Origin of the sequence: Candidatus Annandia pinicola, assembly GCF_020541245.1 — a bacterium.
GTDB classification, from domain to species: domain Bacteria; phylum Pseudomonadota; class Gammaproteobacteria; order Enterobacterales; family Enterobacteriaceae_A; genus Annandia; species Annandia pinicola.
Genome location: NZ_CP045876.1, coordinates 54,361 through 74,772, shown reverse-complemented (window position 1 = coordinate 74,772; position 20,412 = coordinate 54,361). Strand labels below are relative to the sequence as shown.

Annotated in this window: 15 protein-coding genes and 2 tRNA genes; 9 read left to right on the top strand and 8 right to left on the bottom strand. The window is 19.0% G+C overall.

The features are described 5' to 3' along the window. Positions 1 to 22 precede the first annotated feature (22 nt). The 6 genes from nuoK to pta all read left to right on the top strand — a co-directional run bounded on the left by nuoK (position 23) and on the right by pta (position 7,475). Positions 23 to 322, top strand: coding sequence for an NADH-quinone oxidoreductase subunit NuoK (nuoK, locus tag GFK87_RS00355; RefSeq protein WP_226799193.1), 300 nt, complete (start codon positions 23 to 25; stop codon positions 320 to 322). Between the two features lie 2 nt (positions 323 to 324). Beyond that, positions 325 to 2,196 (top strand): NADH-quinone oxidoreductase subunit L, encoded by a 1,872-nt coding sequence (nuoL, locus tag GFK87_RS00350; protein ID WP_226799192.1) that lies wholly within the window; start codon positions 325 to 327, stop codon positions 2,194 to 2,196. A 24-nt stretch (positions 2,197 to 2,220) separates the two neighbouring features. Continuing rightward, on the top strand, positions 2,221 to 3,702 hold the full coding sequence (locus tag GFK87_RS00345) for an NADH-quinone oxidoreductase subunit M (RefSeq protein WP_226799191.1): 1,482 nt from the start codon (positions 2,221 to 2,223) through the stop codon (positions 3,700 to 3,702). 30 nt (positions 3,703 to 3,732) lie between these two features. Further along, positions 3,733 to 5,172 (top strand): NADH-quinone oxidoreductase subunit N, encoded by a 1,440-nt coding sequence (locus GFK87_RS00340; protein WP_226799190.1) that lies wholly within the window; start codon positions 3,733 to 3,735, stop codon positions 5,170 to 5,172. A gap of 29 nt (positions 5,173 to 5,201) precedes the next feature. After that, complete coding sequence (locus tag GFK87_RS00335) at positions 5,202 to 6,401, top strand: acetate/propionate family kinase (RefSeq protein ID WP_226799189.1); 1,200 nt, start codon at positions 5,202 to 5,204, stop codon at positions 6,399 to 6,401. An 87-nt stretch (positions 6,402 to 6,488) separates the two neighbouring features. Further along, positions 6,489 to 7,475 carry a phosphate acetyltransferase gene (gene pta, locus GFK87_RS00330; protein WP_226799188.1) on the top strand — a complete coding sequence of 329 codons (987 nt, stop codon included), beginning with the start codon at positions 6,489 to 6,491 and terminating at the stop codon, positions 7,473 to 7,475. A 50-nt stretch (positions 7,476 to 7,525) separates the two neighbouring features. Here pta and truA read toward each other — a convergent pair whose 3' ends face one another. The 7 genes from truA to gltX form a co-directional block, all read right to left on the bottom strand. Beyond that, complete coding sequence (truA, locus tag GFK87_RS00325; protein ID WP_226799187.1) at positions 7,526 to 8,305, bottom strand: tRNA pseudouridine(38-40) synthase TruA; 780 nt, start codon at positions 8,303 to 8,305, stop codon at positions 7,526 to 7,528. A 132-nt stretch (positions 8,306 to 8,437) separates the two neighbouring features. Next, entirely contained in the window at positions 8,438 to 9,505 is a 1,068-nt protein-coding gene (aroC, locus tag GFK87_RS00320) for a chorismate synthase (RefSeq protein ID WP_226799186.1), read from the bottom strand. A 40-nt stretch (positions 9,506 to 9,545) separates the two neighbouring features. Continuing rightward, positions 9,546 to 10,460: a 50S ribosomal protein L3 N(5)-glutamine methyltransferase gene (gene prmB / locus GFK87_RS00315; protein WP_226799185.1), complete on the bottom strand. Its 915-nt coding sequence runs from the start codon at positions 10,458 to 10,460 to the stop codon at positions 9,546 to 9,548. A 69-nt stretch (positions 10,461 to 10,529) separates the two neighbouring features. Continuing rightward, positions 10,530 to 11,489 carry a glucokinase gene (gene glk / locus GFK87_RS00310; RefSeq protein ID WP_226799320.1) on the bottom strand — a complete coding sequence of 320 codons (960 nt, stop codon included), beginning with the start codon at positions 11,487 to 11,489 and terminating at the stop codon, positions 10,530 to 10,532. 116 nt (positions 11,490 to 11,605) lie between these two features. Continuing rightward, positions 11,606 to 11,678, bottom strand: a tRNA-Lys gene (locus GFK87_RS00305). Positions 11,679 to 11,701: 23 nt separating this feature from the next. Next, a tRNA-Val gene (locus GFK87_RS00300) sits at positions 11,702 to 11,774 on the bottom strand. 64 nt (positions 11,775 to 11,838) lie between these two features. Next, complete coding sequence (gene gltX, locus GFK87_RS00295; protein WP_226799184.1) at positions 11,839 to 13,260, bottom strand: glutamate--tRNA ligase; 1,422 nt, start codon at positions 13,258 to 13,260, stop codon at positions 11,839 to 11,841. Positions 13,261 to 13,345: 85 nt separating this feature from the next. Between gltX and GFK87_RS00290 the strand changes: the two genes are divergently transcribed. From GFK87_RS00290 to argF, 3 genes are all read left to right on the top strand, one after another. Further along, positions 13,346 to 14,854 (top strand): leucyl aminopeptidase, encoded by a 1,509-nt coding sequence (locus GFK87_RS00290; RefSeq protein ID WP_226799183.1) that lies wholly within the window; start codon positions 13,346 to 13,348, stop codon positions 14,852 to 14,854. 65 nt (positions 14,855 to 14,919) lie between these two features. Further along, entirely contained in the window at positions 14,920 to 17,754 is a 2,835-nt protein-coding gene (locus GFK87_RS00285; RefSeq protein WP_226799182.1) for a valine--tRNA ligase, read from the top strand. Between the two features lie 58 nt (positions 17,755 to 17,812). Further along, a complete protein-coding gene (gene argF, locus GFK87_RS00280) occupies positions 17,813 to 18,862 on the top strand; it encodes an ornithine carbamoyltransferase (protein WP_226799181.1) in 1,050 nt (349 codons plus the stop codon). 9 nt (positions 18,863 to 18,871) lie between these two features. Here the strand turns inward: argF and GFK87_RS00275 are convergent, their stop codons facing one another. Beyond that, a complete protein-coding gene (locus tag GFK87_RS00275) occupies positions 18,872 to 20,278 on the bottom strand; it encodes a DEAD/DEAH box helicase (RefSeq protein WP_226799180.1) in 1,407 nt (468 codons plus the stop codon). Positions 20,279 to 20,412 lie beyond the last annotated feature (134 nt).

Sequence of the window (20,412 nt, the reverse complement as noted above, 5' to 3'; positions counted from 1 at the left end):
AAATATAAAAATTTGGAAATTTATGATTATTTTAAGACATGGTTTAATTGTTTCTGTAATAATTTTTTTATTAGGTATGTCATCTGTAATAACTCGCAAAAATTTGTTTTTTATATTAATGGGTATTGAGATTATGTTTAATGCAGCAGGATTACTTTTAATTTTAGCTGGACATTATATAAATAAAAATGAAGAACAAATAGTTTATATGATGTTAATGAGTATATCAGCTTCTGAATCTAGTATTTGTTTAGCTCTTTTAATTAAATTATATAATTTAAAAAGAACATTAAATATTGATATTTTAAATGAGATTAAATAATAATGGATACCTTATATTATTCTATAGTTTTTCCTATTATTAGTTTTATAATTTTAATTTTATATTATAAAAGTTTATCTAAAACTAAAATTAATTTTTTAATTATTATTACAATGATATTATCAAGTTTTAATATTATAAAAAGTATTATAAATTTTTTTGATAATAATGAAAAAGTATATAATCAAATATTATGGTATTGGGTAGATGTAAAAAATTTACAAATACCTATGAAAATTACATTAGATAAATTATCTATTACAATGGTTTCAATTATTATTAGTATAAGTTTTATTATTTACTTTTTTTCTATATGGTATATGAAGTATGAAAAATGTTATGCTAAATTTTTTGCCTATATGAATTTATTTATTGCAAATATGTTATTTTTAGTTTTATCTGATAATTTATTATCTATGTATTTTGGTTGGGAGGGTGTAGGTTTATGTTCTTATTTATTAATTAATTTTTATTATAAAAATAAAAATTATGGTAAAAATGCTATTAAAGCTTTTATAACTACTAAAATAAGTGATATTTTTTTATTAATTTCAATTTTTATATTTTTTAATCATTTAGGTACAATTTCAATTGAAGAAATACAAAATTTTAGTACAACCTATATGTATGGAAATAATTTTATATTACAAATAGCAAATATATTATTATTAATTGGAGCTATAGGTAAATCTGCTCAAATTCCAATACATATTTGGTTACCAGATGCTATGTCTGGGCCTACCCCAGCTTCAGCATTAATACATGCGGCAACTATGGTAACAGCAGGAGTATATTTAATAACTCGCATGCATAGTATATTTATATTAACACCAAAAGTTCTTTATATAACATGTATTATTGGTTTAATTACTTTAATTATATCAGGTTTATTTGCCTTAGTACAAAGAAATATAAAAAAAATATTAGCATATTCTACAATTAGTCAATTAGGGTATATGTTTGTTTCTTTAGGAATTTGTTCTTGGCAAGCAGCAATATTTCATTTAATAATGCATGCTTATTTTAAAGCACTTTTATTTATGTCCTCAGGATCTTTAATTAAAAACTGTAATGGAAATCAAAATATTTTTACTATGAATTGTTTATATAAAAATAATAAATTTATATATATGTGTTTTTTAATAGGTGGAAGTAGTTTATCATCATTACCTTTAATTACTTCAGGTTTTTATAGTAAAGAATATATTTTATTAAGGATATCTTCAAGTAATCATATTTATATTCTTTATACTTGTATTTTAGGTACTTTTATAACTTCTTTATACACCTTTAGAATGATATTTTATATTTTTCATAATAAACAAAAAAATTATTATATAATAGAAAGAAATATATTTCATAATTTGCCTCTTTTAATTTTATGTATATTATCTACTATTATAGGATTATTTATTCAATTTCCTTATTTAGATAACTTTATATGTCAAATGTCTCCTAATGAAAAATTTTTAATTTTAATATCATGTTTATCTTCTATTTTTGGAATTATTTTTGCTTATTTATTTTATAAAAATAATAAAGAAATATATGAAATCATTTTAGAAGAAAATTATATATATTCTTTATATAAATTTTTATATAATTCTTTGTTCTTAAATACAATATATGATTTTATTCTTGTTAAGCCTTATTTATTTATAACATTTATTATATCTAGAATAGATTTAATTGACAAATTAACATATATACCTATTTTTTTAATTATCTTATTTAATAATTTTTTTAATAGAATAGAAAATGGTTATTTAAGATGGTATATTTATAATATTATATTGGGTGTTTTAATAATGTTATCTTTAATAAATGTATTACATATACATTACTTTATTAAAAAAACATATTTATTTATATAATTAATTTTTTTTTATGAGAAATATATGATTTTAGTTTTATTACTTATAATTCCTTTTATCGGTGGAATAATTTGCTGGCAAATATCATATTTTAATGTAGTTTTATCTAGATTTATCTCATTATTATCTATGATATCTATTACTTATATTTCTTTACAATTATTTATTGATTTTAATAATAGAACATTTAATCCCGATGAATGGCAATTAGAATTTTCTATTCCATGGATTACAAAATTAGGAATTGATTTTCATTTAGCTACTGATGGTTTATCAATAATAATGATATTAACAACTAGTATATTAGGTATAATATCTATTTTATGTTCTTGGGAAATAATAAAAAAATATAAAGGATTATTTTTATTAAATTTATTATGGATTATAGGTTCTTCTTTGGGTATTTTTTTATCTGCAGATATGTTTTTATTTTTTGTTTTTTGGGAAATGATTTTATTTCCAATATATTTTATTATAATAAAATGGGGTAATTATTATTCTATAAAAGATACTATTTTTATTGCAAATAGATTTTTTATTTATGCACAATTTTCTAGTTTATTAATGTTTCTTTCTATTATAAAATTAGTAATGCTTCATTATAATCAAACTGGAGATTTGACTTTTAATTATGCTATATTATTAAAAACCGATATGAATTATATTCAAGAATGTTTAGTTATGTCAGGTTTTTTTTTAGCATGTGTAGTAAAAATGCCTATAGTACCTTTTCATGGATGGTTACCTAAAATTCATAATAATACACCTATTTATGCATCTGTAGATTTAGTTGGTATAATAATTAAAACATCTTCTTATGCATTAATTAAATTTTGTATACCATTTTGTCCTAATATATCTATTAAATTTGCATATATTATTAGATATATTGGAATTTTTACCATTATTTATGGGGCGTTAATGTCTTTTAGACAAAAAAATATTAAAAAATTTATAAGTTATGCATCAATTTCTCATATGGGGTTAATACTAATTGCTATATTTACAAGAAGTATGATAGTTTATCAGGGTTTAATAATACAATTAATATCTGTAAGTTTTTCTACATCTGCATTATTTATAATATTTGAACAAATTTATGATAGAATACATACTCATAATATCAATAAAATGTATGGATTATGGAACAGTATTAATTATATACCTGGATTTTGTTTATTTTTTTTAATGGCTAATTTAGGAATTCCTGGAACTGGTAATTTTATTGGTGAATTTTTAATTTTAATAGGAACTTTTCAATTTTATCCAATAATATCTTGTATATGTTCATTTAGTTTAATATTAACTACCATATATTCTTTATTTGTTATGCATAAGGTTTTTTATGGTTTAAATAAAAATAAAAGATTATTAAAAAATATGTCTATAAGAGAAGCTATTATATTAATTTTATTAGTTATTTTGTTATTATCACTGGGTATTTACCCACAATTTATATTAGATACTAATCATATTTCAGTATATAATTCACAATATTATATTTAATAATTAAAAAAAATTAGGTATTACAATTTCATGACAAATTATTCATTAGAGTTATTGACTTTAATTCCAGTATTAGTAATTGAATTAACTATTATAATATTAATTTTATTAATTATTTTTAAAAGAAACAATCTTATAAGTTTAATAATTACTGTTATAGGTTTAATTTTAGTACCACCATCTCTTTTATTAATTAAAAAAATGGATGCTTTTTATTTAGATTATTATTTGTATTTTGATAATTATTCTTTTTTTTATGTAATTTTATTAATTATTTCAAGTTTTTCAACATGCATATTTTCTTATTATTGGTTAGAAAAATATAAAGATTACAAAGAAGAATTTTATTTATTAATTTTAATTTCAACTTTAGGTGGGATTATTGTTGTTAGTACAATATATTTACATATTATTTTTGTTGGTTTAGAATTATTATCTTTACCTGTTTTTGGTTTAATAAATTTTTCTTATAATAAAAAAAAAGCCTTAAATGCTTCTTTAAAGTATACTATATTATCTTTAGTTTCATCTTCTTTAATTTTATTTGGTATAGGTTTATTATATATTAAATTAAAATCTTTAGATATTACTGCTTTTATGTTAGAGGGTTTTTATTCTTCTTTTTTAGCTTTAGGTTTTATTATATTATCAAGTGGATTATTTATTAAATTATCTTTAGTACCATTTCAATTATGGACCCCTGATATATATGAAAAATTATCTTTACCAGTTTTATCATTTATATCTGGTAATAATAAAATAGTTTTTTTTGCTATCATAACGAGACTAATATTATATTTACCAGATTATTATATGCATATTCGTTTGTTATTTATGATAGTTGCTTGTTCTTCTATGATATTTGGTAGTATTATGATAGTTACGCAAAATAATATAAATAAAATAATAGGATATTCATCAATTTCACAAATAGGTTATTTGATGGTTATTTTTTATATAATTAAAACTAAAATATCATCACAAACTATTTTTATTTCTGTAGTTAATTATATATTAAGTAATTTAGGAATATTTGGTGTTATTAATATTATATCTAATCAATTAAATATAAAAAAAAATATTAATAATACTAAAATTTATAGAGGTTTGTTTTGGCATCAGCCTTTAATGGCTTTAGTAATGACTGTAATGTTTATGTCTTTAGCTGGATTACCATTAACTTTAGGTTTTTTAAGTAAATTATATGTTATTATTGCAAGTTTAAATACTGATTTATGGTGGTTAGTTATTTCTATAGTATTAAGTAGCTCTATTAGTTTATATGCTTACTTAAAAATAATTATTAATTTATATATTAATAGTAATAATAAAAATAAAATTTTTAATAAATTAAATATTACTGATCAATTTTTTTCAAAATTTATTGTTTTATTATTTACTATTGTGATAATTTTTTTAGGAATATATCCTGAAAAAATAATTAATATATCTATAAATATAAGATATTAAATTATAAAAATTAAATATAGGTTATATTAATGTCAGATAAATTATCATTAGTATTAAATTGTGGAAGTTCTTCTTTAAAATTTGTTATTATAAATCCTTTATTAGAAAAAAGATATTTATATGGTAATGTAGAATATTTAGGACCAAATAAAATTAGTATTAATTGGTATGATTACTTGAATAATAAAAAAAAAATAAAACATATAATAAAAATTTCATATAAAAAAACAATAAATTTTATTTTTAATAATATTTTAAAAAAAAATATTTTATTTAATAAAATTAAAGTTATTGCACATAGAATTGTACATGGAGGTTATGAAGCAACTAAATCTTCTTTAATTGATAATAAAATTATTAAATCAATTAAATCAGCTATATTATTTGCTCCATTACATAATCCTTCTCATTTATTAGGTATTTATGAATCTATGAAAATTTGTCCTCATTTATCTAAAAAAAATGTGGCTGTATTTGATACATCTTTTCATAGAACTATGCCTAAAAAATCGTATTTATATGGGTTGCCTTACAAATTATATAAAAATTATGGAATTCGTAGATATGGAGCACATGGGATTAGTTATCAATATATTGTATATAAAACTTCAAAAATATTTAATAAAAAAATTAGTAAACTTAAAATTATAGCATGTCATTTAGGAAATGGTTCTTCTGTTGCAGCTATTAATAATGGTAAAATAATTGATACTTCTATGGGTTTAACACCATCAGAAGGATTATTAATGGGTACAAGAAGCGGGGATATTGATATTAATATAATTTTCTTTTTATATGAATGTTTAGGTATTTCTATAAAAAATATAAAAAATTTAATAAATAAACAATCTGGTATATTAGGTTTAACAGAAAATAATAATGATTTTCGTTATATTGAAAGTAAATATAATAAAAATAAAAAATCTAAAATAGCATTAGATATATTTTGTCATCGTTTATCTAAATATATTGGAGGTTATATAACATTAATTGATAAATACTTAGATGCTATAGTATTTACAGGAGGTATAGGTCAAAATTCAGCTTTAATGAGAAAATTAAGTATTAAAAATTTTTCATTGTTAAATATTGCTATAGATAATGATTTTAACAATAAAATTATTAATAATAAAATTGGTTTTATAAATAAAAAAAATACACTACCAATATTGGTGTTACCTACAGACGAAGAATTAATGATTGCTAAAGAAGGGATAAATTTAGTTTAATCAATTAATTTAATTTTAAAATTTAAATATAATATTTATAATTTTTTTTAAAATATAAATATTATATTTAAATAAATTTAAAAAAAAATGAAAAATTTAAATTCAATAAATATTTTTATAAAAAAAATTATATCATTATCTAATAAAAACAATAAAAACATATTATTACCGGAAGGTAATAATATTAAAATTATACTTGCAGCATCTATTTGTTCTAAATATAATATTGCAAATTGTACTTTAATAGGATCTAAAAATAAAATATATAATATTATTAAACATTATAAAATTGAATTTAATGAAAATAATTTTAAAATTATTAATCCAGAAAAAATTCGTAATAAATATATTGATAAATATATAGAATTAAGAAAACATAAGGGAATGACTAAAGAAATAGCAAAAAAAGATTTAAAAAAAAACATAATATTATCTACTTTAATGTTAAAATATAGTGAAGCAGATGGTTTAGTAGCTGGAATTGATAATACTACATCAGATACTATAAGACCAGCACTACAACTAATTAAAATAAAAAAAAAATATTCTTTAATATCTTCTTTATTTTTTATGTTATTTAAAAATAAAGTTTTTATGTATAGTGATTGTGCTATTAATATAAATCCTAATGCAAATCAATTAGCTGAAATTGCTATACAATCAGCTGAAACTGCAATTAAATTTAAAATTATTCCTAAAATTGCTATGCTTTCTTATTCTACTGGTAATTCTGGTTCAGGAATAGATATAGAAAAAGTTTTTAATGCAACTGAAATTGTTAAAAAAAAAAAACCAAATTTAATAATAGATGGTCCTTTACAATATGATGCTGCTGTATCATCAGAAGTATTAAGTAAAAAAAAACCAAATTCTGTTTTATTTGGTGGTGCTAATATATTTATATTTCCTGATTTAAATTCAGGTAATATTACTTACAAAGCAGTACAAAGGACTTCTGAAATAGTTTCTATAGGACCTATTTTACAAGGTATTAATAAACCAGTAAATGATTTATCTAGAGGAGCATCATTAGAAGAAATATTATATACAATTGCATTAACATCAATGCAATAAATATTATAAAAAAATATTAATAATAAATATTATTAATTTAAAATAAAAAATTATAAAAAAAATGTATTTTTAAATTTAGGTAAATTAAAATAATATGGATATTCTATTTCTGATAAATATAATCCTGTATTTTTAGCTGTTGCTGCTGCCATTTTTCTATCTTTAGATTTTAAAACGTAAGATAACCATTTTATAGGATGTTTTCCTTTTCCAATTTCTATAATACTTCCCATAATATTACGAACCATTTTATATAAAAAAGAATTTGCTTTTATATCAAATATTATATAAGGTGGTTTGTATTTTATAATATTAAAATGTATAATATTTCTCCAAGGTGTTTTAGATTGACATTTAGATGATCTAAATGAATTAAAATTATTTTCACCTAATAATAATTGACCTGCTTTATACATATTATCTACATTAAGACTATTTTTTATATGTGTTACATTTTTAAAAAAAATTGATGGTCTACAAATATTATTATAAATTACATAAAAATATCTTCTTGATAATGCACTAAATCTTGCATGAAAACTATTTTTTACTTTTTTCATCCATTTTATAGAAATATCATTAGGTAAATAATTATTTACCCCTATAGTCCAAGCATTGTTTTTTCTTTCTATATTTGTTTCAAAATGTATAACTTGACCAATACTATGTACTCCAGTATCAGTTCTTCCTGCACAAAAAATTTTAATTTTTTGATTAGCTATTTTTGATATAGCATATTGTACTTTATCTTGAATATTATTTTGTTTTTTTTGACTTTGCCAACCACAATATTTACTACCATTATATTCTATACAAAGTGCAATTTTCATATTTATATTAAATAAAAAAAATATTGTTATTTATATTATTTATTTTAATAATTAAATATTAAAATTTTGTTTTTTTTTAATATTTATTTTAAATAAATTTTTAATATTATTAATAATATTTAATATAAATTTTTATAAAATATCAAAACATTGTGCTCTATATCTTAAAATATGATCCATTAATGTAATAGCAACCATAGCTTCTGCAATAGGTACAGCTCTAATCCCTACACAAGGATCATGTCTTCCTTTAGTAATTATTTTAACTTCTTTTCCTTTATTGTTAATAGTATTACCACGTATTTTTATGCTTGAAGTAGGTTTAAATGCAACATTGATTTTTATATTTTGACCTGTACTAATTCCTCCTAATATTCCTCCTGAGTGATTAGTAATAAAACCTTTTTTATTCATTTCATCTCTATGTTGACTTCCTAATTTATTTATTACTTTAAATCCATCACCTATTTCTATACCTTTTGCTGCATTAATGCTCATTAATGAATGAGCTAAATCAGCGTCTAATCTATCAAAAACTGGCTCTCCTAAACCTATTGGTGTATTTTCTATAATAATAGTAATTTTAGCCCCAATAGAATTTCCTTGTTTTTTTAGTTGATTTATTAATTTTTTTATATTTTTAATTTGTAATAAATTAGGACAAAAAAATGGATTTTTATCTACAATATTCCAATTATCAAAATTACATTTAATATTTGCAATTTGAGATAAATAACCACGTATTTTAATTTTATATTTTAAAAATAAATATTTTTTTGCTATAGCTCCTGCAGCAACTCTCATAGCAGTTTCTCTAGCTGAAGATCTACCACCTCCTTTATAATCACGAATACCATATTTTTTTTCATAAGTATAATCTGCATGTCCAGGACGAAAAATACTTTTTATGTTTTTATAATCTTGAGATCTACAATCATTATTATTAATTAACATTCCTATACTAGTACCAGTAGTAAAATTATTAAATACACCAGACATAATAATTATACTATCTTCTTCTCTTCTTTGTGTAGTATATCTTGATGTTCCTGGTTTTCTTCTATTTAAATCATGTTGTAAATCTTTTTTTTTTAATTTTAAACCAGGTGGTACACCATCAACTATACAACCTAATGATTTTCCATGTGATTCACCAAAAGTTGTAACACGAAATATTTTTCCAATAGTATTTCCAGCCATAATTTCCTTTATTTATTTTTTTAAATTTTAATTTTTTTATTTAAAAAAACATATCTGGTATCATAAGTTGTTTTTTTGTTAAAACAAAAACATTACAATGAGGATTTTTAAATTCTACCCATTGAAATGGTAAATCTGGAAAATATTCTAATATTTTTTTTTTATTATTACCTATTTCACATATCAAAATACCATCATCTGTTAAATATTTATAAGAATAGTAAATTATTTTATTTATAAATTCTAATCCATTTTCATTAGCTACTAACCCTAATGGTGGTTCATAATAATATTCATTTGGTAATCTTTTAAATTCTGACTTATCTACATAAGGAGGATTAGTTATAATAATATTATATCTTTTTAATGATAAATTATTAAATAAGTTAGAATTAATTAATTTTATATTAATTTTTTTATGTTTTAATATATTAATTTTAGCTATTTTTAAAGCTTTTTTAGAAATATCTGATGCTTCAATAACAGAATTTGGAAAAAGATAAGAACATATAATTGCTAAACAACCACTTCCAGTACAAAGATCTAATATATAATTGGGTTTTTTATTTATATATTTATTAAATTTATTAATTATAGTTTCTGCAATAGAAGATCTTGGAATTAAAACATTTTGATCAACATAAAATTCATAACCATAAAATAAAGATTTACCAATAATATAAGGCATAGGTACTCTTTGTTTTATTCTTTTATTAATTCCTTTTAATATTTGATAACATTCATTTTTTGTTATTTTAGTTTTTTGCATTTCTTTACTAAATTCAAATGGTAAATTAACAACAGATAAAACTAATTGTAATGATTCTTCCCATGCATTATCAATTCCATGACCAAAAAAAACATTTGATGATGATAGTTTACTAAAAACCCATCTTAAAATATCTTGAACAGTAGATAATCTTTGTATAACTTCTTTTAAATTAATATTTTTCATAAAATTATTTCCTTTATATATATATTTTTTTTATTTATGATTATATTTTTTTTACAATTTAAAAAAAAATTATGTTTTTTTTAATATTTGATTTAAATAAAAACCAGCCCCCAATAATCCTGGTTGATTATAAGTAATCATATAAACTGGTATATCTTTAACATAATTTTTAAATCTTCCTTTATCTTCAAAAGCTAATCTAAAATTAGAAGATTTAAAAAAACTTAAAAATTTTGGAACTATACCTCCAGCAATATATACTCCTCCAAATGTACCTAAGGTAAGAGCTAAATTTCCACCAAAACGACCCATAATAATACAAAATAATGTTAATGCTTTTTTACAATATATACATTCATTAGACATTGCTTTTTTAGAAATATCTTCAGGTTTTAGCTTTTTTACTTTTTTATTATTCATTTTTGTTATTGCACGATATAAATTTACTAATCCTTTTCCTGATAATATTCTTTCCATAGAAACATGACCAATTTCAGATCTTAATATATCTAATATTATTAATTCCTCTTTACTGTTAGGAGCAAAATCTACATGACCTCCTTCTCCAGGTAAACTTATCCATTTATTATTTACATTTATAAGATGAGCTACACCTAAACCTGTTCCTGCTCCATATACTACTATTGGTTTGTTTTTAACAGATTTTTTACCTCCAAATTGTATTAAGTTTTTTTCATTTAAAATAGGTATTGACATAGAAATAGCTATAAAATCATTAATTATTTTTAAAGTTTTAAAATTAAGTTTTTTTTTTAACTTAAATACTGAAAAAGCCCAATTATTATTTGTCATTTCAATCCAATCATTAATTATAGGACAGGCAATTGCAATACATCCATGTTTTATATTTTTATTATTATTTAAATAAATACTTATAACTTTTTCTAAATTTTTAAAATTAGAAGTTAAAAAAAATTTAATATTATAAATTTTTCCATTGTTGTTATTATATAAAGCAAGTCTTATATTTGTACCACCTACATCTCCAACTAAAAAATTTGTTGACATCATATGCCTCAATTTAATTTATTTTTTTTGTAATAAAAAAAATTTATAAATTATAAAAAAAATACATTTTTATTAAATTGATTATTAATTTTTTTTTATTTATTTTATAAAAAAAATGGGTCGTGCAGGATTCGAACCTGCGACCAATTGATTAAAAGTCAACTGCTCTACCAACTGAGCTAACGACCCTCATAATATTTTTAAATTATAATTGGGTAATGACGGACTCGAACCGCCAACCCTCTCCGTGTAAAGGAGACGCTCTACCAATTGAGCTAATTACCCTAAAAATAAATTAATAGCTTATGATAAATAATATAAACAAATTTTATTGTAAAGTCAATTTCTTTTATTTTTTTGTAAAATAAAATTTATTTTTTAAAATAAATTTTATTCCATTTTTTATTCTTAATAAAAAAATTTTTTTTTTAATATAATATATTATTTTAACTATACTAAAACATTCTTTTAATCCCATAATAAAAATTCTTAGTAATATAAATATATATTTTATTTTTAATTTTTTTTTAAAAGATATATTTTTTATTGAATAATTAATATTTTTATAGTTCCATTTTTTAATATTATTAATAACATTATATAATATTATTAAAGTTTTATATAATTTATAATTGATAAATTTTTTAAATAATTTATAATTATATTTAAAATTATTTTTATAAAAATAATAAAAATATAATGACATTTCTTTAATATTGTTAAAATGTTTTATAAAATTATTTATAATTATATTTAAATTAGTTTTATTTTTCATTTTTATTTTATTTTTTTTAAGAAAATATCTTAAATATTTACTAATATATGATAAAGGTAAATTATTCATATAATATTTATTAAGTGATAAAATTTTTTTTATATTTAAAGTGCTAGGAGATTTATTAATTTTTTTAATATTAAATAAATTAATCATATCATTAATATTAAATATTTCTTTATTTCCATATGACCAACCAAGTCTTAATAAAAAATTTAATATTGCTTCTGGTAAAAAACCATTTTTTTTATATTTTAAAATTTTATTATCATCATTACGTTTAGATAATTTTTTACCATCAATATTCAAAATTAAAGGTAAATGTATATATAAAGGTATTATTGCATTTAATGATTTAATTATATTAATTTGTTTTGGTGTATTATTAATATGATCATCACCTCTTACAACATGAGTTATTTTCATTTCTATATCATCTATAACTACGCAAAAATTATACGTTGGTATTCCATTATTTCTTACTATAACAAAATCATCTAATTCAGAATTTTTTATTTTAATATTACCATAAACTTGATCATTAAAAGTAGTATATCCATATTTTGGATTATTAAAACGTATAACATAATATTTATTTGAATATTTAATTTTTTTTTTTAAACAATAATTATCGTATTTAGGTTTAATACCATTTTTAATTTGATATTTTTTTAATTTTAATAATCTTTTTTTAGAACAATAACATTTATATGCAATATTATTATTAATCATATAATTTAAATATTTTTTATATAATCTAAATCTATTTGTTTGAAAAAATGGTCCTTCGTCCCAGTTTAATTTTAACCATTTCATATCTTTTTTAATATAATCTATATATTTTTTTGATGATCTTTTAATATCAGTATCTTCTATTCTTAAAATAAATTTTCCATTATAATGTTTAGCTATTAACCAAGAATATAAAGCTGTTCTCATATTACCAAAATGAAGATAACCAGTCGGACTTGGAGCAAATCTAGTTATTATTTTCATTTAATTTCCTTTAAAATAATTTATATTTTTAAATTATTTTATAATATATAATTTTAAAATTAATATTAAAATTTTAAGGATATTTATGCAATTTACATTAAATCATGATATTTTGGATAAAGAAACTAGTACATGTGCATTAATATCTATATTTGAAAATAAAAAATTATCTTTTATTGGTAATAAATTAAATATAACGAGTAATAATTATATTTTATCTGCAATTAATTATAATGAAATATATGGAAAAATTAATGAATTTTTATTATTATATAACGTTCCAAATATTAAATATAAATATTTATTAATAATAGGATGCGGTAAAAAAAAATATTTTAATGTTAATAATTATTTAAATATTGTTAACAATAGTATTGAAATAATAAAAAATACAAATATAAAAAAAATAAATTTTTTTTTTACAGAATTAAATGTTTATAATTTAAATATTTATTGGAAAATAAGAAAAGCAATAGAAATAATAGAAGATAAATTGTATATTTTTAATAAATTAAAAAATAATAAAAATTTTTTTAATATAAATAAAATTATTTTTTATATAGATAAAAAATATGATATTAACTTAGTAAATATAGCAATAAAACAAGCAATGGCAATTTCTAGTGGTATTAAAATAGTTAAAGATATTGGTAATTTACCTTCTAATATATGTAATTCTGCTTATTTATCTATGAGATCTTATAGACTTCAAGATATTTTTCCAAAAAAAATTAAAGTTTTTGATATTAATGAAAAGGATATGAAAAAATTAGGTATGAATGCTTATTTAGCCGTAGGTAGAGAATCAGAAAATGAATCTTTAATGTCTATAATAAAGTATAATAATCATAAAAATTATGATGAAAAGCCAATAATATTTATAGGTAAAGGTTTAACTTTTGATTCAGGTGGAATATCTATTAAAGGTTCTAACAAGATGGATAAAATGAAATATGATATGTGTGGAGCATCAGTTGTTTATGGATTGATGATTATAATAGCAAAATTAAATTTACCATTAAATGTAATTGGGGTATTAGCTTGTTGTGAAAATATGACAGGAGGAAATTCTTATCGTCCTGGTGATATAATAGAAAGTATGTCTGGTATAAATGTAGAAATTATTAATACCGATGCTGAAGGAAGAATAGTTTTATGTGATGTATTTACTTATATTAAAAGATTTAATCCTGAAATAGTAATTGATATAGCAACTTTAACAGGAGCCTGTGTTGTTGCATTAGGTGATGAAATTAATGGATTAATGTCTAATAATAGTATTTTAATAAAAGAATTATTAAATGCTGCAAAAATTTCTGGAGACCACACTTGGTTATTACCAATTAAAAATGAATATAAAAAAAGATTAAATTCAAATTTTGCTGATATAGTTAATGTAGCTAATGATAATTCAGGAGGAGCAATTTATGCTGCTTGTTTTTTATCATATTTTACAAAAAAATATATATGGGCTCATTTAGATATTGCTGGAACATCTTATAGTTATAAAAGTATGGGTGCTACTGGAAGACCTTTATATTTATTAATACAATTTTTATTAAAAAAATCTAAAATGAATATATCATTAAAATAAAAAATTATTTTAATATATTTTTTTTAAAATAATATATGAAAAAAATTAAAATAAAAAAATAAATTATGGATAAAATATATCAACCTAAAAATATAGAAAAATATATTTATAAAAATTGGGAATCTAATGGTTATTTTAAAACTGATATGAATTGTAATAAAAATAATTTTTGTATTATGATGCCACCTCCAAATATTACTGGTAATTTACATATGGGACACGCATTTCAACAAACTATAATGGATATTATTATAAGATATAAAAGAATGAAAGGTAAAAATGTTTTATGGAAAGCTGGATTAGATCATGCAGGTATAGCTACTCAATTATTAGTAGAAAATAAAATTAAAAAAGAAAAAGGATATAATAAAAATGATTATAATAAAAAATATTTAATTAAAAAAATATTAGAATGGAAAATTTATTCAAGTAAAAATATTATTAGACAAATAAAAAGATTAGGTAATTCTATAGATTGGGAAAATTATAGATTTACTATGGATGATGATTTTTCATTATCTGTAAAAAAAGCCTTTATTGATTTATATAATAATAATTTAATATATAGAGGAAAACGTTTAGTAAATTGGGATATTAAATTAAATACTGCAATATCTGATTTAGAAATAGAGAATAAGGAAATTTATGGTTTTATATGGTATATTAAATATTTTTTAAATGATAATATAAAAACTAAAAATAATAAAAAATATTTAATTGTTGCTACAACAAGACCAGAAACTTTGTTAGGAGATGTTGCTGTTGCTGTTAATCCAAAAGATAATAGATATAAAAATTTAATTGGAAGTAAAGTAATATTACCAATAATAAATAGAACTATTCCTATAATTAGTGATAATTCTATAAATATTAATAAACATACTGGATGTGTAAAAATAACACCAGCACATGATTTTAATGATTATGAAATAGGTATAAAAAATAAATTACCAATAGTTAGTGTATTAAATAAAAAAGGTATTATTAGAAATAAAGTAATTATTTATAATAATTATAATAATAAAATTAATTTAAAAAATTTTGTAATACCAAAAAAATTTCAAAATATTGATAGATTTGTTGCAAGAAAAAAAATTATTAATGAAATTAAAAATTTAAAATTATTAAAAAAAACTGTTGAAAAAAAAATTTTTATACCTTTTGGAGATAGAAGTAATACAATCATAGAACCAATGATAACAAATCAATGGTATATTAAAACATCTCTTTTATCTAAAAAAGCTATTAAAATAGTAGAAAATAATGAAATAAAATTTATTCCAAATAAATATAAAAATATGTATTATTCTTGGATGTATAATATAAAAGATTGGTGTATTTCAAGACAATTATTATGGGGACATCGTATTCCTGCATGGTATAATTTAAATAATAAAATATATGTTGGAAATAATGAAAAAGAAATAAGAATTAAATATAATATATCAAATAATATTAAATTATTTCAAGATAAAGATGTATTAGATACTTGGTTTTCATCTGGTTTATGGACATTTGCTTCTTTAGGGTGGCCTAATAAAAATAATTATTTAAAAAAATTTCATCCTACTGATATTTTAGTAACTGGTTTTGATATTATATTTTTTTGGGTAGCTAGAATGATAATGTTAACAATGTATTTTATTAAAAATAATGATGGTAAATCACAAATCCCTTTTAAAAAAATATATATTACTGGATTAGTTAAAGATGAAAATGGAAATAAAATGTCTAAATTTAAAGGTAACATTATTGACCCAATAGACATTATAGATGGTATTAATTTAGAAAAACTTATAAAAAAAAGAACAGAAAATATAATAAAAACTGATTTAATTAAAAAAATTATTCATAAAACTAAAAAAGAATTTCCAAATGGTATAAAATCTTCAGGAGCTGATGCATTAAGATTTACTTTATCTTCTATATCATCAACAAGTAGAAATATAAATTTAAATACAAATCGTATATTAGGTTATAGAAATTTTTGTAATAAATTATGGAACGCTAGTCGTTTTGTTATAATTAATACAAAAAATAAAAATTATAATTATAATAATAAAAATATAAAATTATTTTATCAATTTAATGATTGGATATTAATTGAATTAAATAATTTAATAAAAAATTATAGTAATAGTTTAAATATTTATCGTTTTGATTTAGCATCTAATTATTTATATAATTTTATTTGGAATGAATTTTGTGATTGGTATTTAGAATTTATAAAACCAATATTAAAATATGGTTCTAAATTAGAAAAATATAATACAAGATATACACTAATTAATGTTTTAGAAATAATTTTAAAATTAGCTCATCCAATAATACCATTTATTACAGAAGAAATATGGCAAAGAATAATGTTATTAAAAAATATTAAAAATGAAACAATTATGTTACAAAAATTTCCTAAATATAATAAAAAAAAAGTAAATTTTTTAATATTAAAACAAATAAAAATATTAAAAAATATTATAATTGAAGTTCGTAATTTACGTTATGAATATAAAATTTCAAAAAAAAAAAAAATTACAATATTTTTATATGATAAAAAAAATTTATTATTTTTATATAAAAACGAAAATATTTTAAAAATTATTTTGAATTTAAATAAAATAATTTATTTATCTAAAGATATAAAAATTAATAAATATATTACAAGAATAATTGATACAACAAAAATTATAATTAATATAAATAATAAAATAAATAAAAATTATGAATCAAAAAAACTAAAAAAAAATAAAGATAATATTTTTAAAGAAATTATTTATTTAGAAAAACAATTAAATAACAAAAATTTTATTATTAAAGCCCCTAAAAAAATAATTAATAAAAATAAAAAACGTTTATTGATTTGTAAAAAAATAATAAATAAATTTAATAAAAAAAAATAATATAATTAATTAAATAATATTAATAAAAATATTTATTTTTTTAATATAATAGGAATATATGAAAACTATATATAAAAAAGATTTTTTAAGGTTATTTGATTTTAATGCAAAAGAAATTATTTATTTGATAGAATTAGCTTCTATATTAAAAAAAAAAAAAAAAAAAAATATAGAGGATAAAAAACTAGTTAATAAAAATATAGCTTTAATTTTTGAAAAAGAATCTACTAGAACAAGGTGTTCTTTTGAAGTAGCAGCTTATGATCAAGGTGCTTTTATTACTAATTTAAATTCTAAAAATAGTCAAATTGGATATAAAGAATCAATTAAAGATACAGCAAGAGTTTTAGACAAAATTTATCATGGTATACAATATCGTGGATATGATCAAAGTGTTATAGAAGAATTGGCTAATTATTCTAATGTACCAGTATGGAATGGTTTAACTAATGATTTTCATCCTACACAATTATTAGCAGACTTAATGACTATTAAAGAAAATATGCCATCAGGAAAATATTTTAATGAAATTATTATATCATATATAGGCGATGCACAAAATAATATAAGTAATTCTATGTTAGAAGCTGCAGCAATTTTTGGTTTTGATTTAAGATTAATATCTCCAAAAAAATATTACCCTAAAAAAAAATTTTTTAATATTTGTAAAGAAATTTCTGAATATAACGGTGGTAAAATTACAATTACTGAAAATATAGAATTGGGTATAAAAAATACAGATTTTATATATACAGATGTATGGTTGTCAATGGGTGAATCTGAAAAAAAATGGTGTCAGAGAATACTTCAATTAAAAAAATATCAAGTAAACTTATCAATGTTAAAAAAATCTTTTAATCCAAAAATCAAATTTCTTCACTGCCTGCCATCTTTTCATGATAGAAAAACAATCCTTGGAAATAAAATTATTAATAAATATAATTTAAATTCAAAAGGAATTGAAGTTACTAATAATGTTTTTGAATCAAAAAAAAGTTTAGTTTTTCAACAGTCAGAAAATAGATTACACACAATAAAATCACTATTGATATCTACTTTGTGTAAAAATAATGATATACTTAAAAATAAAAATTATATGTATAATTAATATTGATATTTATTTATTTGATTTATATTTATAATTATATTTTAATGATTTAATATAATTATATTTATTATTTAAAATAGGTATATTTTTAGAAGAAATAACTAGTTTTTTTTTGTTTTCTGAAATTTTTAATATTATATATTTTATATTTTTTATATTTATTAATTTATCTAAATAATATTTTTTTATCGATAAAAAAAATTTTTTATATTTATATAAATTTTTATTTAGTAATTTTTTATTTATTTTTTGGATAAAATAAAGTTGACGTTTTTTACTAATTGAATTATCATTAGGAATTAATATTTTATTTATATTTGTTTTAGTTTTTTTTTTTATATTTTTTAATATTGTATACTCACTTTTTTTTATTAATGATAAAGATTTACCATAACGTCCAGCTCTACCAGTTCTTCCTATTCTATGTATATAAGATTCTACATCCATTGGAATATCATAATTAATAACTAAATTAACACGATCTATATCTAAACCTCTTGCAGCAATATCTGTTGCAACTAAAATATCTAAATAACCAGATTTAAATCTTTTTAATGTCATTTCTCTTATATTTTGATTCATATCTCCATTTAATGCAGCGCTATTATAATAACCACTGTGTTTTAAATTATCTGCAATTTCTATAGTAGAATACTTAGTTTTTACAAATATAATTACTGCATTATATTCTTCAATTTCTAAAAATTTAACTAAAGTATTAAATTTATTACTATTTGATTCACAGTAATTTTGATTAATATTAGGTCTATTTTTAATATTTGATTTAATTTTAATTTCTTTAGGAAACCTCATAAAATATTTAGCTATTTTTTTTATAGCTTTTGGCATAGTTGCTGAAAATAAAGAAGTTTGATGTATATATGGTATTTTAGATAATATTAGTTTTACATCTTCAATAAAACCCATTCTTAACATTTCATCAGCTTCATCTAATACTAAACTATTTATTTTAGATAAATTTAATGTTCTTCTTTTTAAATGGTCTAATAACCTTCCTGGAGTTCCTACTATTATTTGGGGCTTATTTTTTAATTTTTTTAATTGTATATCGTAATTTTGTCCTCCATATAATGCTAAAATTTTAATTTTATGTATATATTTAGAAAATGATTTAAAAAATACTGAAATTTGTATAGCTAATTCTCTTGTAGGTGTTAATATTAATACTTGTGGTTTTTTTTTTTTTAAATTTATTTTTTGAATTAATGGTAATGCAAAAGCTGCGGTTTTGCCACTACCAGTTTGTGCTGTACCTAAAATATCATAACCATCTAATAAATATGGTATACACTTTGATTGAATTAATGATGGTTTATAATATCCAATATTATTTAATGAATTTAAAATTTTATTTTTTATACCAATATTATAAAATTTTTTTATTTTAATACTCATTTTTTTTTTTTTTAAATAATAAAAAATTTATTAAACTAAAATAAAATTAAATAATTAAATATTAAAAAAAAAAAAAAATAAAAAAAAAAAAATAATTATAATTGTATAATTTCAATAATTTTACTTATTTTTTT

Excerpts from the sequence above, each read along its gene's own strand:
- GFK87_RS00275 (WP_226799180.1), bottom strand. The coding sequence starts at position 20,278 with ATGAGTATTAAAATAAAAAAATTTTATAATATTGGTATAAAAAATAAA.
- gltX (WP_226799184.1), bottom strand. The coding sequence starts at position 13,260 with ATGAAAATAATAACTAGATTTGCTCCAAGTCCGACTGGTTATCTTCAT.
- GFK87_RS00340 (WP_226799190.1), top strand. The coding sequence starts at position 3,733 with ATGACAAATTATTCATTAGAGTTATTGACTTTAATTCCAGTATTAGTA.
- prmB (WP_226799185.1), bottom strand. The coding sequence starts at position 10,460 with ATGAAAAATATTAATTTAAAAGAAGTTATACAAAGATTATCTACTGTT.
- nuoK (WP_226799193.1), top strand. The coding sequence starts at position 23 with ATGATTATTTTAAGACATGGTTTAATTGTTTCTGTAATAATTTTTTTA.
- aroC (WP_226799186.1), bottom strand. The coding sequence starts at position 9,505 with ATGGCTGGAAATACTATTGGAAAAATATTTCGTGTTACAACTTTTGGT.
- argF (WP_226799181.1), top strand. The coding sequence starts at position 17,813 with ATGAAAACTATATATAAAAAAGATTTTTTAAGGTTATTTGATTTTAAT.
- pta (WP_226799188.1), top strand. The coding sequence starts at position 6,489 with ATGAAAAATTTAAATTCAATAAATATTTTTATAAAAAAAATTATATCA.
- nuoL (WP_226799192.1), top strand. The coding sequence starts at position 325 with ATGGATACCTTATATTATTCTATAGTTTTTCCTATTATTAGTTTTATA.
- GFK87_RS00285 (WP_226799182.1), top strand. The coding sequence starts at position 14,920 with ATGGATAAAATATATCAACCTAAAAATATAGAAAAATATATTTATAAA.
- truA (WP_226799187.1), bottom strand. The coding sequence starts at position 8,305 with ATGAAAATTGCACTTTGTATAGAATATAATGGTAGTAAATATTGTGGT.
- GFK87_RS00345 (WP_226799191.1), top strand. The coding sequence starts at position 2,221 with ATGATTTTAGTTTTATTACTTATAATTCCTTTTATCGGTGGAATAATT.
- GFK87_RS00290 (WP_226799183.1), top strand. The coding sequence starts at position 13,346 with ATGCAATTTACATTAAATCATGATATTTTGGATAAAGAAACTAGTACA.
- glk (WP_226799320.1), bottom strand. The coding sequence starts at position 11,489 with ATGTCAACAAATTTTTTAGTTGGAGATGTAGGTGGTACAAATATAAGA.
- GFK87_RS00335 (WP_226799189.1), top strand. The coding sequence starts at position 5,202 with ATGTCAGATAAATTATCATTAGTATTAAATTGTGGAAGTTCTTCTTTA.